The sequence below is a fragment of the Mesorhizobium australafricanum genome, from assembly GCF_033977265.1.
In the GTDB taxonomy this organism is placed as follows: Bacteria; Pseudomonadota; Alphaproteobacteria; order Rhizobiales; family Rhizobiaceae; genus Mesorhizobium; species Mesorhizobium australafricanum.
In genome coordinates this window covers 23361-38401 of sequence record NZ_JAVIIT010000002.1, presented here as the reverse complement: position 1 = coordinate 38401, position 15041 = coordinate 23361, and the positions used below count along the sequence as shown (strand labels likewise).

The following is a 15041-nucleotide window of genomic DNA, read 5'->3' as shown; positions in this document are numbered from 1 at the left end:
CGATCTCGTCTCGAAAGTTTCGGCGGAAATGCCCGCTCGCGGCACCTTTTCGGGATTTTGCCGTCCCCGGCCTTGATCCAGGTCAAACGCAGACCGCTTTTGTTTGGGGGGCGTGCATGAGCCGGCTGCCGGAACGACTGCCGACTGTACCAAGGGCAAACCAAACGATTTGCTGACCGAACACCGGGGCTTGGTTCGGTGGCCGAAACTCGACCACTGTCCGGCAAAGGCGCGGCGGTCGCTGTTCAATCGCCGCAGCGTGCCTCGAGCTGAGCTATGCTTGCGAGGCTGATCTGCCGCTTGTTTGCGATCCGGATCGCGCCGTCCAATCGCAGCCTGGACAATTCTCGGCTTACCGTCTCGATCGTCAGCCCAAGAAAATCGGCGATATCCGCGCGCGTCAGCGGCAGGTCGAAGCTTATCGAGCTGGCCGGCCGGTGAGCGGGATCGATGTTTCTGGCGACCATGAGAAGGAAGCTTGCGACCTTCTCGGACGCCGTCTTGCGCCCCGGCGCCGCCATCCAGTCGCGTGCGTCGTCGAGCTCGTCCAGCGCATGCTTCAGCAGTCGACGTCCAAGCTCCGGCGTCTCGTTGGCCATTCGATCGACAAGCGTCCTTGGAAACGAGCACAGCGCCACATTCGTCAAGGCTTCGGCCTTGATCGGCCTTTTTGCCTCGAACGGCCTGCCCAGAAGGTCGGGCGCGAAATGGAACCCGACAATCTGCTGACGACCATCCGAAAGGTCTCTCGTGAGCTTGACCACGCCGGACAACAGGTTCGAATAGGTTCCCTCGTCGGGCAGTTCCGTCCCTGCCGAAACCTCATGCATGGACGAGGCTTCGGCCAACTCGGCAAGTTGGCGGGCGTTGAGCGCACCGCATAATCCGCCCTGCCGCGCTTCGCAGGATTTGCAAATTGCGGGAACGTCGGCTTGCTGAGCATCCTGTCTGGCGGCCATTGCGACGCCCGTGATCAAATAGGGACTGCAATTTGCGCCAGATGGGCCCTGAGTCGCCTTGATCGAAATCAAGGTTTTGCCGGCGTTGTTCAGGCAGTTTGACCGTCATGACCCCTTCCGCCGCTACCATCGATTCCACGCGCCCAACCCCGACCGTGGGCCTTGGCGACAACGTGCCGCGCTACACGAGCTATCCGACAGCGCCGCATTTTCATCCGGGCATTGACGCGGTCACGGTTCGCGGGTGGATGAATGCGCTTGATGCCGATGACGAGATATCGCTCTATCTGCATATCCCCTATTGCGACCGCTTGTGCTGGTTCTGTGCCTGCCATACCAAGCAAACACGTCACTATGCGCCCGTGGCCACCTTCCTGCGCTCACTCCACAAGGAGATCGAAACGGTCGGCGGCCTTGTGGGTGGCCGGGGCAGGGTCCGCGCCGTCCATTTCGGTGGCGGCTCCCCGACAATGCTGAAGCCCGACGACATCCTCATGCTCGGAAGGGCGTTGCGAGACCGGTTCGTCTTTCTCGACGATGCCAGCCTCAGCGTCGAGATCGATCCGAACGACATGGACGAGGGGCGGCTCGATGCCTTCGCTGCGATCGGGATGACCAGAGCAAGCCTTGGCGTCCAGGACTTCGATCCCAACGTACAGAAGGCAATCAATCGCGAGCAGAGCTTTGCGCTGACCAAGAGCGTAGTCGAAGCGGTGCGTGCGCGGGGTGTTCTCTCTGTCAACCTGGACCTGCTCTATGGGCTCCCGCATCAGACCTGCGAGAGCGTTGCGGCGACGGTCGCGCAAGCGCTGACGCTGGCGCCAGACAGGCTGGCCTTGTTCGGCTACGCGCACGTGCCGTGGTTCAAGAAGCACCAGACGATGATCGATGAAGCCTGGCTGCCCGATTCCGCGGCACGTCTGGCGCAGTCGCAGCTTGCCGCGCGGCTGATCGTCGATGCCGGCTACGAGGCATTGGGATTGGACCATTTCGCAAAGCCGGAGGACACGCTGGCGGTTGCCGCCCGTTCGGGCAAGATCCGCCGCAATTTCCAGGGCTACACCGAGGACCAGTGCGAAACCCTGATCGGTCTAGGTCCCTCCTCGATCAGCCGGTATCGCCAGGGCCATGCACAAAACATCGTTGCGACGGGTGAGTACCAGAAAGCCGTGAATTCAGGAGAGCTGGCGATAGCGCGAGGTGTCGAGTTCAGTCTGGATGACCTGGCGCGGGGCTGGGTCATCGAGCGCCTGATGTGCAACTTCACTTTCTCGGCGGTTGACCTTGTCGAACGCTTTGGAGCGGTCGGCCAGACACTGCTTTGCGAAGCGAGCCGCATGGCCATCAGCGGCGCAGGCCAGCTTCTTCGGCTCGACGGTGAAAACTTCGTCGTGCCGGAAAAAAGCCGGCCTCTCGTTAGGACAGTGGCGGCGAGATTTGACAAATATCTTAGCAATGGAACCGGCAGGCACTCGCCAGCGGTTTGAGCGATGGCTCCGGCAGCGGATCAAAAATGCTCGCCGATCCTGAAGGGGCCGACACGGGTGCCGGCCCCGATCAGATAGGCGGTCGACCATCCAATCAGTAGAAAGCCATTGATACCCTCCAAGGCGGCCAGCACGCGCCAGCCATGGGCGGGCACCACATCTCCATAGCCGACCGTCGAAAAGGTGATGGTCGAGAAGTAAAGCGCCGTCTCGAAGTCGCTCAAGACCCCGAGCAGCCGGTAGATTCCGACCCATAGCCAGACTTCAGCCGTCATGACCGCGAAAAGCCCCATAACCACGCTGATCATGGCCAGGACCCGGCTGCGCCGCCCATGCATGCGAAAGAGCGCCACAAGGCGTGCCATCACGTGAGTGACCGCGATAAGGCCGAAAGTGTGGATCAGAACCGTCAGGCTTATGACGATCGTACCGATGCCAAGATTGAAAATCATCGGTGGAAACTACGCACCCCGACGGCAGCGGTCGTTGCGTAGGATCAAGCCGGATATCTCATAACTGGCGGACTTGCCCTTTTCATACCTCAGGCTGTCACGCGGCAGGACCGCTCCGCTCATCCCCGACACGACATGCCAGGGTAATCGCCCCGCCGGGCGCGCAGCGGTAAACGAATGTCCCTAATGCATGTCGCCCAGAAGTGCGCAGCGGTTCTGGGACAACGACATGCATCAAAACAAAGACCTAAAGCGCGTCGCCTGAATCCGATTCAGCGCGACGCGCTTTAGGTAGTGTTTCACACAGCTTGTCCGCTTTGGAGGCAGGTATGTTGCATCCGATTTACAGGGTGTTCGTTGCGCTGAGACAACGAGGACGCAGCCCGATGCTGTCCCTCACATTCAAACGGAACAGATGGTCGACCGTGTCAGGAACCGCTTCTCCCGGCCATTGTCGAGCGAGAACATGCCGCCTCGGCCGGGCACCACGTCGATGATGAGATCGGTATGCTTCCAGGCCTCGAATTGCGATGCGCCGATGTAGAAGGGCGCCTCGGCGATATGGCCGAGCAGCACATCCTGATCACTGACGATGAAGTCGGCACGCGGATAGCACATGGGCGACGAGCCGTCGCAGCAGCCGCCGGATTGATGGAAAAGCACCGGACCATGCTCGGCGACGATCTCGGCGACGAGTTCAAGGGCCGCCGGCGTTGCGGTGACTTTCGCTTGCATGGGCTTTCCCTGGATTCACTCATAGGCGCAGCCCTTGAGGGCCACGCCTATGAGCCAAGAGGCGATCAGAAGAAGCCGAGCTTCTTCGGGCTGTAGCTGACCAGCATGTTCTTGGTCTGCTGGTAGTGGTCGAGCATCATCTTGTGCGTCTCACGGCCGATGCCGGACTGCTTGTAGCCACCGAAAGCGGCATGTGCCGGATAGGCGTGGTAGCAGTTGGTCCAGACGCGGCCGGCCTGGATCGCGCGGCCGAAGCGGTAGGCGCGGTTGCCATCGCGTGTCCAGATGCCGGCGCCGAGGCCGTAGAGCGTGTCATTGGCGATGCTGAGCGCTTCGTCATCGTCCTTGAAGGTCGTCACCGAAACCACCGGCCCGAAGATTTCCTCCTGGAAGATGCGCATCTTGTTGTGGCCCTTGAACACTGTCGGCTTGACGTAGTAGCCACCTGCAAGATCACCAGGCAGAAGATTGCGGGCACCGCCGGTCAGCACCTCGGCGCCTTCCTGGCGGCCTATGTCGATATACGACAGGATCTTTTCCAATTGCTCGGACGAGGCCTGCGCACCGATCATCGTTGCCGGATCAAGCGGATCCCCCTGGACGATCGCTTCGACGCGCTTGAGGGCACGTTCCATGAAGGTGTCGTAGATCGATTCATGGATGAGCGCGCGGCTCGGGCAGGTGCAGACCTCGCCCTGGTTCAGCGCGAACATGACGAAGCCTTCGATCGCCTTGTCGAAGAAGTCGTCGTCCTCGGCGACAACGTCCTTGAAGAAGATGTTGGGCGACTTGCCGCCGAGTTCCAGCGTGACGGGGATCAGATTCTGGCTGGCATACTGCATGATGAGCCGGCCCGTCGTGGTCTCGCCGGTAAAGGCGATCTTGGCAATGCGCGGTGACGACGCGAGCGGCTTGCCGGCTTCGAGGCCAAAGCCGTTGACGATGTTGAGCACGCCTGGCGGCAGGAGATCGCCGATAAGATCGGCCCACAGCAGGATTGCGGCCGGCGTCTGCTCGGCGGGCTTCAGCACGACGCAGTTTCCGGCCGCAAGCGCGGGAGCAAGCTTCCAGCACGCCATCAGCAGCGGGAAGTTCCACGGGATGATCTGGCCGACAACCCCGAGCGGCTCATGGAAATGATAGGCGACTGTATCGTCGTCGATCTGGGAAAGGCTGCCTTCCTGGCCACGCAACGCGCCGGCGAAATAGCGAAAATGGTCGATCGCCAAAGGCAGATCCGCAGCGGTCGTTTCGCGGATCGGCTTGCCGTTGTCCCAGGTTTCGGCGCAGGCAAGGAGATCGAGATTTTCCTCCATACGGTCGGCGATGCGGTTGAGGATGAGCGACCGCTCGGCCACGCTGGTGCGCGCCCAGGCATCCTTCGCCGCGTGCGCCGCGTCCAGAGCGGCCTCGATGTCCTGGGCATCCGAACGCGCCACTTCGCATAGAAGCTGGCCGTTCACCGGCGAGCGGTTCTCGAAGTAGCGGCCGGAGCGGGGTTCAGTCCATTTGCCGCCGATGAAGTTGCCGTAACGCTTGTCGAAGGGCGCCTTGACCGAGCGTGAGAATTCAACCTTGTTCATGTGTCTTCCTCCCAAAGCTGACGTCGCGGGATGCGACGCTTCGGAGGATAGGTTTGCGATTTCCGCCGCTGTTGTCACCGCGTCGAATGCAGCAAGCGGCCGCGAGGTGTCGCAGAATTGCGACAGTCGTGAATGGATACGAAGGATCAGTGAGGCCTGTGAACATCCAGGCGGTTGAGCTTGCGGTGCAGCGTGGCGCGGCTGATGCCGAGCGCCTGGGCCGCGGCCGAGACATTTCCGTCTGCCCGCGCCAGCGCCCGCTGCAGGACGCCGCGCTCCGCCTCGGCGAGGACTTCAGGACGGTTCTCCGCCCAACCGAGCAGATCGCGCGCAGGCATCGGCTTGTCGAGACATTGTTGCGTAAGTCCAAGCGCCAGGCGAGCCGAACGGGTGGCGCCGACCACGAGGTCGTCGGCATCGATGGCGATGAGCGCGCCGGAACCTTTGTCGGCGACCGGCGCCAGCAGGATTCGCGCCTTGGGGAACGCAATCTTGAAATTTTCCGCTTCGATCCGGCGCGCCGCGTCGATCACCGCTACCGAAATGAGATTGGCGAAGGCCTCCGTGAGATCGGCTCGACAGGAAGACACGTCAAGCGCGGCCACAAGATCGCCCTGGTGGTCGTAAATCGGTGCGGTGGTACAGCTCAAACCTGTATTGCGCGTGTGGAAATGCTGATCCCGATGGATCGTCAGCGCGCGCTGTTCGACAAGACAAGTGCCGATCCCGTTGGTGCCCTGGCTTCCCTCGTTCCAGACGGAGCCAGTCCACAAACCCCAGGAGTGAAACGTCTCGTCATCCACGGGCGCGCCACGCCGTTCGACCGGTACGCCGTCGCGATCGGCGAGCAAGACGCAGCATCCGACCCCGCCTACTGCGAGATAGAGCCGGTCGAGGCTCGATTGGGCAACTCGGATGAGCGGCTCGATGCGTTGGCGCGCCTGCCCCAGCTCAGGCTCCGTCAAATAGCGGGCCGGGCTGCAATCGGCTGGATCGAGCCGATGGAGATTGGAAGATCGTCGCCAGGAGGCGACCAAAGCGGACTTTGCCGCCGCATCCGAAGCGATCGCGGCCTGAATGCGGTCGGCATGATGGCCGGGCAAAACCTCGCCCATGCTTGTCCTCCCAAACCCTGTCGGTCCTTCGGTTTCTGAACCGGTCCGCCCCAGGGCTGTGTCGTTCCCGCGCCACTTTCTGCGTTCAATCGGCGCACCCGTCAATTCGACAGAAGGCTTAGGAATGTTTTCCATTCTCGTCACCCGCGATGTTTGGGCCCGCGATGTTTGGCCCGCGATATTTGGATTGACCGATAAGCCTCCTTGCCGGGTGCGTTGTCGCAAGCATTCCCACCGCTTAACCGGCTCGACTCTATGGGTACGAAACTGGGCATTCCTTGATCGAGCGCAAAGACGACCGGCAAAAGGGGTAGGCAGCGTCCGCCAATTGCGATGGATCAAAGCTCGGTCCCTCCTCGCCGGATAGATCGATTGGCGGCCAGTCTTGACACCGACCGGTCATGAACCGGTGGCAGCCTCGGTGCGTTGAACGTCAGCCGGGGTTGGTTTGGAACCAGCGAAGGAGTCGGAAATGATCGAGCGTCCCAGCAACAATCGCCTGTCCGCACCGGAGTTGCGCGACATCGATGCCTACTGGCGTGCCGCCAACTACCTGACCATCGGGCAGATCTACCTGCTCGACAATCCGCTTCTGCGCGAGCCGCTTCGGCTGGAGCATGTCAAGCCCAGGCTGCTCGGCCATTGGGGAACCTCGCCAGGCCTCAGCTTCATCTATGCGCATCTCAACCGCGCAATCAGACAGCGCGATGCCAATGTCATCTATGTCTGCGGTCCCGGCCATGGCGGACCCGCCATGGTGGCGAACACCTACCTCGAAGGCACCTACAGCGAGGTCAATCCAAATGTCTCGCTGGACGAGGCCGGAATGAAGAAGCTGTTCCGGCAATTCTCGTTTCCGGGCGGCATCCCAAGCCATGCAGCGCCCGATGTGCCCGGATCGATCCATGAAGGCGGCGAGCTTGGCTACGCGCTCTCGCATGCCTATGGCGCGGCCTTCGATAATCCGGACCTTATCGTCGCCTGCGTCGTTGGCGACGGCGAGGCCGAAACCGGGCCGCTCGCCACGTCCTGGCATTCGAACAAGTTCCTCAACCCGGTGCTTGACGGCGCGGTGCTGCCGATCCTGCACCTCAACGGTTACAAGATCGCCAATCCCACCATTCTGGCCCGTATCCCGGACGAAGAGTTGCGTGCGCTGTTCATCGGCTACGGCTACGAACCGCTCTTCGTCGAGGGTGACGATCCGGCCTTAATGCATGAGCGGATGGCGGTCGTGCTCGACGATGCGCTCGACCGCATCAAGGCGATTCAGGGCGCTGCCCGCAGCGGCGCAAAGACCGCCCAGTCGCGGCCGAAATGGCCGATGATCGTGCTGCGGAGCCCGAAGGGCTGGACCGGCCCCAAGGAGGTCGACGGGCTGAAGACCGAGGGCTTCTGGCGTGCCCACCAGGTCCCGCTCTCCGGCCTCGCCGAAAACCCCGAGCATCTGAAGATGCTCGAAGAGTGGCTGAGGAGCTATCTGCCCGACGAGCTTTTCGACGCGGCTGGCGCTCCGGTCTCCACCATCCGCGCCACCGCGCCGCAAGGCGCCATGCGCATGGGCGCCAATCCGCATGCCAATGGCGGTCTGCTTCGCCGGTCTCTCGAACTGCCGGGCCTGCACCAGCGCGCTGTCCCGGTCGAACGGCCGGGGGGCGTCAAGGCGGAGGCGACTCGTGTGATGGGCAGCTTCCTGCGTGACGTCATGGCGTTGAACCAAGCCAGCAGGAACTTCCGCATCGTGGGGCCGGACGAGACAGCGTCGAACCGCTTGCAGGATGTTTTCGAGGTGACGGAACGCGCCTGGATGGAGAAAATCCTGCCCGAGGATGTCCATCTGGCGCGGGAAGGCAGGGTTCTGGAAATTCTATCCGAGCATACCTGTCAGGGTTGGCTGGAAGGTTACCTGCTTACCGGGCGCCACGGCTTCTTCTCCTGCTACGAGGCCTTCACGCACATCGTCGATTCCATGTTCAACCAGCATGCGAAATGGCTGGATGCCTGCCGCAAGCTCGCCTGGCGGCGACCGATCGCTTCTCTCAACTATCTGTTGTCCAGCCATGTCTGGCAGCAGGAGCACAATGGCTTCAGCCATCAGGATCCAGGTTTCATCGACGTGGCGCTGAACAAGAAGGCGGACGTCGTGCGCGTCTACTTGCCGGCGGATGCCAACAGCCTGCTTTGCGTGACCGATCATGTGCTGCGGACATGGAACCGCATCAACGTCATCGTCGCCGGCAAAGCCAATTCCTGGCAGTGGCTATCCATCGACGAAGCGAAAGTCCACTGCAACGCCGGCATCGGCATATGGGAATGGGCATCGACCGACGGTCGGGCCGAGCCGGATGTCGTCATGGCCTGCGCCGGCGACGTGCCGACGCTCGAGACGCTGGCCGCCGTCCAGATTCTGAAACGCCACATTCCCGACCTCAAGATACGGCTGGTCAACGTCGTCGATCTGATGACCCTGCAGCCGAAGGAACACCACCCGCACGGTCTGTCGGATCGCGAGTTCGATGCGTTGTTCACCAGGGACAAGCCCGTCATCTTCGCCTATCACGGCTATCCATGGACCATCCATCGCCTGACCTACCGGCGGACCAATCACGACAACATCCACGTGTGCGGCTACAATGAGGAAGGCACGACCACGACGCCGTTCGACATGACTGTGCTGAATGGGCTCGATCGCTACCATCTCGTGCTCGGCGTGCTAGACCGCATCCCCGAGCCGGCCGGCGCGCACGTCCAGCTGAGACAGGCCATGGAAGGCAAGCTGATCGAGCACGCAGCCTATATCCGGGAGCACGGGCAGGATATGCCGGAGATCCTCGGTTGGAAGTGGGAGCAGTAGCCGATGCTGAAGCGGGCCGAGGCGACGAACATCCCAAGTGCGGCGGGGCTTGGCCGACTATGACCGACGCCATTCTCGTCCTCAATGGCGGCTCCTCGAGCCTGAAGTTCGCCGTCTTTCAAAGGGGCGACGAACTTCATCTGCTGGTGCGTGGCAGTGTCTCGTCGATCGGGCAGCGGCCCCGGCTTCACGTCGCGCCCGCGGCAACGACGCCGGCGTTAGACAGAAGCCTTGGCGAACAACCGATCTCCATCGGCAAGGCATTCGAAGCCGTTGCGTCCTATCTGGCGGACCGCGACCTGTTGCGCCGGGTGCGCCGGGTCGGACACCGCATCGTACATGGCGGCCGGGAGTTTGCCGGTGCAACGTTGCTCGACGAGCGCACACTCGGTGCGTTGCGCAAGCTCGAGCCGCTCGCACCTATTCATCAAGCGATCAACCTCGAACTCGTCGACCTGGCCAACCGCCTTCTGCCCGGCGCCGTGCAGGTCGGTTGCTTCGATACTGCCTTTCACGCCACGCAGCCCGAGCTGGCAAGACTTTATGGCTTGCCGCATGAGCTGTCACAGCAAGGCATCGTGTCTTATGGCTTCCACGGGCTCTCCTACAGCCATATCGCCAGCGAGCTCCACAACCGTTACGGTGCCGCCGCCGGTGGCCGAACGATCGTTGCCCACCTCGGCAGCGGGGCGAGCCTGTGCGCGATGAAGGCGGGCGTAAGCCACGCCACCACTATGGGTTTCTCGACGCTTGACGGCCTCGTCATGAGCACGCGCTGCGGTGCGATCGATCCCGGCGTCCTCCTGTACCTTCTGCAAGACCGGAAGCTGTCGTCCGATGAACTGACCGACTTGCTGTATGAGCGATCCGGTCTGCTGGGGGTTTCAGGCATATCCGGAGATATGCAGATACTGCTTGCATCGAAAGACCCGGCGGCCAAGCGCGCCGTCGATCTCTTCGTCTATCGTGTTGGGCGCGAGATCGGGTCGCTTGCCGCGGCGATAGGCGGGCTTGATACGCTCGTGTTCACCGCGGGCATCGGCGAGCATGCGCCTGTGATCCGACAGAAGATCTGCGAAGCTACGGGATGGCTGGGCGTCGCGCTCGACCACGAGTTGAACGCGAAGAGCGAAGAACTGGTCAGCACCCCGGATTCGCCCGTCAACGTGCTTGTCATTCCAGCCGATGAGGAACGCGCGGTGGCCGCCGAGGTGCTCGACTTCGACACAATCCCAGGGCCGCGCTAGCCGGACGGCAAGGACTGGCCTGCCAACTTGGCGCCGAGCTTCCGCTGAACCAGGACGAGCGTCGGGTCATCTGAATCCGTTGTGACGGTGAAACCCATGTCGCGCTCAACCTCGATCGCTGCGCGGTTTTCGCGGCTCTCGATCGATTCGATCGTCTCGATGCCGTGGTCGTCGGCATAGCGCGCGATATAGCCAAGAAATTCCCAGCCGACGCCGAGATGCTTGCGGTCCTCGCGAATGCAGATGGCGACCTCGCCACGCCGGTCGGCCGGATCGGCGGCGAGGGTCGCCGCCGCGATCGGCATTCCGTCGGTCGAGAGGGCGAGAAAATTATGGATGTGCGGATCGTCGGAACGGGTCATTGCCACTAGGCGCTCATGCGAAACTTCCCTCACTGCTCCGAGGAAGCGGAAGCGCAGATCCTCTGGCGTCACATGGGTGAAGAACTCGGCGACGAGCGGTTCGTCCTCAGGGTTGGCGCGTCGCACTTCGAAGCGAAATCCCGTATGCGTGGTGAGTGTGCTTTTCATGGTCGTCCCTTTCAGGAGATTGATGCGTCTACGGGTCGAAATCGGCCTCATTCCGCCATTGCCAGCAGCGTATCGCGCTTGAGAATTTCGATGCTGCGCAGGCTGAGCAGGCGGATCACGCACTTTTCTTTCAGGCGGGTGAAGACTCGCGAGACGGTTTCGATGGTGAGGCCGAGATAGTCGCCGATGTCGTTTCGAGACATAGGCAGTTCCACCTGCTGCAACCCGCCCTGACGCTCCGACATTTCGACCAGGAATGCCGCGACGCGCTCAATGGCGTTCTGGCGGCCGAGCACGAGAAGATGTTCCTGCGCACGAGTCAGGCCTCTGAGCGCAAGAGGCAGCAGCTGGCGGGACATGTCCATGCCGCAAGGAGTGCGAAAAACCCGCACGCCGGTTGCGCTGATCGCTTCGGCGAAGAAGTGGTGCGTGGCGTCGGCCTCGAAACCGAAGGTCTCTCCCGCCAGGTGAAACGCGCTGATCTGCCTGCGGCCGTCGGCAAGCAGCCGGTAGATGCGGACCGCGCCGAATTCGACCTGGTAGAGGGCGCCGGCCTTTTCGCCTTGGGCGTAGATTTCGGCGCCTGCCGGGAAGAAGCTGACCGGGGTTGTCGGCCCTTCAAAGACGGGCGCAGGGCTCTGGTGAGGGAGATAGGACGGCAGTTCGATCTTGGCGGAGGCTTGAACGTGCATGGCTGTGGTCCCGGTGAATCTGTGACAACAGCAATCGCGCAAATCCCGCCATGCCGAAATTCGGTTATGTCCCTACGGGAAACCACTTAGAGCGGAACCCGGATCGACGGCGACATCGTGCCTTACCTCGTCAACATGACCAAGCGCGGCGCCGACCAGATCGGCGGCGAGATCGACCGTGCCTCCGATCAAAGCAGATTTGGATGGAAGTCAGCCACGGGCTGCTGCTTCGGTTTCGGCGAAGCAAAGGACAGAAAAAGACTTCTTTTGGCGACCCGGCCCGGGTGCTCTCTTGCGAGGCCTAAGAACACGCAAGGCTCGCCCGGGAGGCGACGCATAACAAGAGAGCGGCTGCCAAACACCGCCTGGCATAGGCCATTCGAATGGGCTGATGCCGGCAACAGCCATGGGGAACCACGATAATGAAGACATTCCGAAATTGCCTGATGACCGCGGTCGGCGCAGGCCTGCTGGGCCTGGGGCTTGCCGCTCCCGCCGACGCAGGCGCCATTCGCCTCGGCATGACCACCTGGGTTGGCTACGGACCGCTGTTTCTTGCCCGCGACCTCGGTTACTTCAAGGAGGCCGGCGTTGACGTCGACCTGAAGGTCATCGAAGAATCAGCGCTTTACATGGCGGCGGTCGCCGGTGGCGACCTCGATGGCGCCGCGTCCACCGTCGATGAGCTGATGAAGTACCGCTCGGACGAGCTCTGCTTCAAATATGTGCTGGCGCTCGACGACAGCCACGGCGGCGACGGCGTCGTCACGCAGGCCGACGTCAAGTCGCTGAAGGATTTGAAGGGCCAGCAGGTGGCCCTGAACGAGGGTTCCATATCCGAATTCTGGTTCACCGTGCTCCTGAAAAAGGAAGGCATGACCGAGGACGACGTCACCATCACCAACATGACCGCCGATGATGCGGCGACCGCGTTCATCGCCGGCCAGGTTCCCGCCGCGGTGACCTGGGAGCCGCACCTCACCGAAGTCCGCAAGGGCGGCAAGGGCAAGGTGCTGATCGATTCCACGACCACGCCTGGCCTGATCGTCGATGTGATCGCGCTTAAATGCGACCTGATCGAGAAGCATCCCGAGGACGTGAAGGCCCTGGTCAAGGGCTATTACAAGGCGGTCGAATACATCAAGACCAACCCGGACAAGGCCTATGAGATCATGGCCAAGGGCATTGGCGGCTATCTCGAAAAGCCCGAGGACTTCGCCGCCGGCGCCAAGGGCGTGCGCTACTACGATCGTGCCCGCAACCTCGATTTCTTCGGCACCCCCGAGAAGAGCGAGGCGTCCGAGCTGGTGAATTTCGCGCAGGACATCTGGGGCAAGGCCGGCAAGCTCAAGATGACGATCGACGCCAAAACCATCCTCGATACCGATTTCATCAAGGAACAGTGAGCCTTCGAGATCGCCGGGGTCGGCCCGTCCGGGCCGGCAGCGTTTTTCCGAAAGCCAGAGTTGGTCGGCCTCCTGGGGCCGGCCGCGTTTTCCAGCGCTACGCGCTTAAATCAACGGAGGCCATCTAATGGCACAGAGGCGGACGGCGTGGACACGCCTGACGACCCCATTCGCCAACATTCCCGCCACCACCGCAACCACGCTCGCGCTGGCGATGTGGGTTATCGTGATCGGCGGCTGGGCTCTCCTGTCCTATGGCCGCATCGTGCCGAACATGTTCCTGCCGACACCCGGAACGGTGTTGCAGACGACCTATCGCATGTCTGCGGACGGCAGCCTTTTCTACCACACTTTGACCAGCGCCAAGGTGGTGCTTCTCGGCTTCATCGTGTCCTCGCTGATCGCGGTGCCGCTGGGGCTGTGGATGGGCACCTACCGGGCGGTGCAGGCACCGCTGGAGCCGCTGGTCAACTTCATCCGCTATCTGCCTGTCACCTCCTTCGTGCCCCTGTTCATCCTTTGGATCGGCATCGGCATCGAACAGCGCATAGCGGTCATCTTCTTCGGCACCTTCTTCCAGCAGCTCGTGATGATTTCCGATTGCGCGCGCAGCGTGTCCAGGGACCTGGTCAACGCCTCCTACACGTTGGGCACCAAGCGCAGCGAGGCGGTGTGGCACGTCATTTTCCCTGCAGCACTTCCCGCGATCCTCGACACGCTTCGCGTCACCATGGGCTGGGCCTGGACATATCTGGTCGTGGCGGAACTCGTCGCGGCGTCGAGCGGCCTCGGCTACATCACCCTCAAGGCGATGCGCGGCTTCCAGGTCGATGTGATCTTCATGGCGATCGCCGCGATCGGGCTTCTCGGCCTCATCACCGACACGGCATTCCGCATCATCCGAGCGAGGGTCGCGCCATGGGCACCTTGATTTTGAACGCGTCCTCGCAAACCGCAGCCGGATCAAGGGTAGCAATGACCGAATCCATCAAGGCGAACAATCCGGTCGGAGCGGCCTCGGCGGCCGGTGATCCGCGGTCGGCCGGCACCACGATGGCCATCGAAGATGTGACATTGCGCTACGGCGACGCCAATGGCGTGCTGGCGCTGGACGATGTGTCGCTGAAGGTGGCCAGGAACGAATTCTGCGTCATCGTCGGCCCGTCGGGATGCGGCAAGTCCAGCCTGCTCTATCTTGCGGCCGGCCTCAATGACGCGACTTCGGGCAGCATCAAGGTCGATGGCAGGGAAGTGATCGAACCCGGTCCCGACAGGGGCATGGTGTTCCAGAGCTACACCCTGTTTCCCTGGCTCACGGTGCGCGCCAACATCGAGTACGGGCCCAAGCGCAAGGGTTTGCCCGCAGAGCAGCGCAGGCGGATCGTGGACCAGTATCTCAACGAGGTCGGCCTTGCGCCCTTCGCGGATCATTATCCCGCGCAACTCTCAGGAGGCATGAAGCAGCGCGTGGCGATCGCGCGCGCGCTTGCCAACGACCCGGCCGTGCTGTTGATGGACGAGCCTTTCGGCGCTCTCGACAGCCAGACGCGCGGCACCATGCAGAAGCTGCTCTTGCGCGTCTGGGAGCGGCAACAGAAGACGGTGCTCTTCGTCACCCACGATATCGACGAGGCGTTGGTGCTGGGTGATCGCGTTCTGGTGATGACGGCCCGGCCCGGCAAGATCAAGGCCGAGATCAAGGTCGATATCCCCCGGCCGCGCTCGATGGACGTGATCCTCGAACCCGACTTCATCGCGCTCAAGCGCCGCATCCTCGGCCTTTTGCATGACGAGATCGACGAGGATCATTAAACTAGTCTCTCGACACAGGGTTTCTGAAACGGCTGCAGGCTTGTCGGCGGCAAGATTTTTACCGTTCATTTCCGTGAAATCAGCGCAGACGCTGGGGATTGGGGGGCTCAAGCCAATTCCAGACGTTTGCGACGGTTCACCGAAACAGCGGTGGCCTATTTTGCCGCCG

Annotated in this window: 13 protein-coding genes; 6 read left to right on the top strand and 7 right to left on the bottom strand. The window is 62.0% G+C overall.

Annotated features, from left to right (window positions below):
* Positions 1-245 precede the first annotated feature (245 nt).
* On the bottom strand, positions 246-959 hold the full coding sequence (locus tag RFM98_RS03710; RefSeq protein WP_320307577.1) for a Crp/Fnr family transcriptional regulator: 714 nt from the start codon (positions 957-959) through the stop codon (positions 246-248).
* Positions 960-1066: 107 nt separating this feature from the next.
* Here RFM98_RS03710 and hemN point away from each other — a divergent pair, with 107 nt between their 5' ends.
* Positions 1067-2446 (top strand): oxygen-independent coproporphyrinogen III oxidase, encoded by a 1380-nt coding sequence (gene hemN / locus RFM98_RS03705; RefSeq protein WP_320307576.1) that lies wholly within the window; start codon positions 1067-1069, stop codon positions 2444-2446.
* 20 nt (positions 2447-2466) lie between these two features.
* On the opposite strand, the gene RFM98_RS03700 is transcribed toward hemN, so the two are convergent.
* From RFM98_RS03700 to RFM98_RS03680, 4 genes are all read right to left on the bottom strand, one after another.
* On the bottom strand, positions 2467-2898 hold the full coding sequence (locus tag RFM98_RS03700; protein ID WP_320307575.1) for an ion channel: 432 nt from the start codon (positions 2896-2898) through the stop codon (positions 2467-2469).
* Between the two features lie 402 nt (positions 2899-3300).
* Positions 3301-3633: a DUF779 domain-containing protein gene (locus RFM98_RS03690; RefSeq protein ID WP_320217541.1), complete on the bottom strand. Its 333-nt coding sequence runs from the start codon at positions 3631-3633 to the stop codon at positions 3301-3303.
* Between the two features lie 65 nt (positions 3634-3698).
* Positions 3699-5216 carry an aldehyde dehydrogenase gene (gene adh, locus RFM98_RS03685; RefSeq protein ID WP_320307574.1) on the bottom strand — a complete coding sequence of 506 codons (1518 nt, stop codon included), beginning with the start codon at positions 5214-5216 and terminating at the stop codon, positions 3699-3701.
* A gap of 146 nt (positions 5217-5362) precedes the next feature.
* Positions 5363-6331 carry a helix-turn-helix domain-containing protein gene (locus tag RFM98_RS03680; RefSeq protein ID WP_320308122.1) on the bottom strand — a complete coding sequence of 323 codons (969 nt, stop codon included), beginning with the start codon at positions 6329-6331 and terminating at the stop codon, positions 5363-5365.
* A gap of 472 nt (positions 6332-6803) precedes the next feature.
* Here RFM98_RS03680 and RFM98_RS03675 point away from each other — a divergent pair, with 472 nt between their 5' ends.
* Positions 6804-9185 (top strand): phosphoketolase family protein, encoded by a 2382-nt coding sequence (locus RFM98_RS03675; protein WP_320307573.1) that lies wholly within the window; start codon positions 6804-6806, stop codon positions 9183-9185.
* Between the two features lie 59 nt (positions 9186-9244).
* Positions 9245-10432 (top strand): acetate/propionate family kinase, encoded by a 1188-nt coding sequence (locus RFM98_RS03670; protein WP_320307572.1) that lies wholly within the window; start codon positions 9245-9247, stop codon positions 10430-10432.
* Here the strand turns inward: RFM98_RS03670 and RFM98_RS03665 are convergent.
* Positions 10429-10962: a GNAT family N-acetyltransferase gene (locus RFM98_RS03665; RefSeq protein WP_320307571.1), complete on the bottom strand. Its 534-nt coding sequence runs from the start codon at positions 10960-10962 to the stop codon at positions 10429-10431. The genes RFM98_RS03670 and RFM98_RS03665 overlap by 4 nt on opposite strands.
* Positions 10963-11009: 47 nt before the next feature.
* Positions 11010-11654 carry a helix-turn-helix domain-containing protein gene (locus tag RFM98_RS03660; RefSeq protein ID WP_320217552.1) on the bottom strand — a complete coding sequence of 215 codons (645 nt, stop codon included), beginning with the start codon at positions 11652-11654 and terminating at the stop codon, positions 11010-11012.
* 422 nt (positions 11655-12076) lie between these two features.
* On the opposite strand from RFM98_RS03660, the gene RFM98_RS03655 reads away from it, so the two are divergent.
* From RFM98_RS03655 to RFM98_RS03645, 3 genes are all read left to right on the top strand, one after another.
* Positions 12077-13060, top strand: a complete 984-nt coding sequence (locus RFM98_RS03655; protein ID WP_320307570.1) for an ABC transporter substrate-binding protein — start codon at positions 12077-12079, stop codon at positions 13058-13060.
* Positions 13061-13187: 127 nt separating this feature from the next.
* Positions 13188-13991, top strand: coding sequence for an ABC transporter permease (locus RFM98_RS03650; RefSeq protein ID WP_320307569.1), 804 nt, complete (start codon positions 13188-13190; stop codon positions 13989-13991).
* A 122-nt stretch (positions 13992-14113) separates the two neighbouring features.
* Entirely contained in the window at positions 14114-14872 is a 759-nt protein-coding gene (locus tag RFM98_RS03645; protein WP_320308121.1) for an ABC transporter ATP-binding protein, read from the top strand.
* Positions 14873-15041 lie beyond the last annotated feature (169 nt).

Excerpts from the sequence above, each read along its gene's own strand:
- RFM98_RS03710 (WP_320307577.1), bottom strand. The coding sequence starts at position 959 with ATGGCCGCCAGACAGGATGCTCAGCAAGCCGACGTTCCCGCAATTTGC.
- hemN (WP_320307576.1), top strand. The coding sequence starts at position 1,067 with ATGACCCCTTCCGCCGCTACCATCGATTCCACGCGCCCAACCCCGACC.
- RFM98_RS03700 (WP_320307575.1), bottom strand. The coding sequence starts at position 2,898 with ATGATTTTCAATCTTGGCATCGGTACGATCGTCATAAGCCTGACGGTT.
- RFM98_RS03690 (WP_320217541.1), bottom strand. The coding sequence starts at position 3,633 with ATGCAAGCGAAAGTCACCGCAACGCCGGCGGCCCTTGAACTCGTCGCC.
- adh (WP_320307574.1), bottom strand. The coding sequence starts at position 5,216 with ATGAACAAGGTTGAATTCTCACGCTCGGTCAAGGCGCCCTTCGACAAG.
- RFM98_RS03680 (WP_320308122.1), bottom strand. The coding sequence starts at position 6,331 with ATGGGCGAGGTTTTGCCCGGCCATCATGCCGACCGCATTCAGGCCGCG.
- RFM98_RS03675 (WP_320307573.1), top strand. The coding sequence starts at position 6,804 with ATGATCGAGCGTCCCAGCAACAATCGCCTGTCCGCACCGGAGTTGCGC.
- RFM98_RS03670 (WP_320307572.1), top strand. The coding sequence starts at position 9,245 with ATGACCGACGCCATTCTCGTCCTCAATGGCGGCTCCTCGAGCCTGAAG.
- RFM98_RS03665 (WP_320307571.1), bottom strand. The coding sequence starts at position 10,962 with ATGAAAAGCACACTCACCACGCATACGGGATTTCGCTTCGAAGTGCGA.
- RFM98_RS03660 (WP_320217552.1), bottom strand. The coding sequence starts at position 11,654 with ATGCACGTTCAAGCCTCCGCCAAGATCGAACTGCCGTCCTATCTCCCT.
- RFM98_RS03655 (WP_320307570.1), top strand. The coding sequence starts at position 12,077 with ATGAAGACATTCCGAAATTGCCTGATGACCGCGGTCGGCGCAGGCCTG.
- RFM98_RS03650 (WP_320307569.1), top strand. The coding sequence starts at position 13,188 with ATGGCACAGAGGCGGACGGCGTGGACACGCCTGACGACCCCATTCGCC.
- RFM98_RS03645 (WP_320308121.1), top strand. The coding sequence starts at position 14,114 with ATGGCCATCGAAGATGTGACATTGCGCTACGGCGACGCCAATGGCGTG.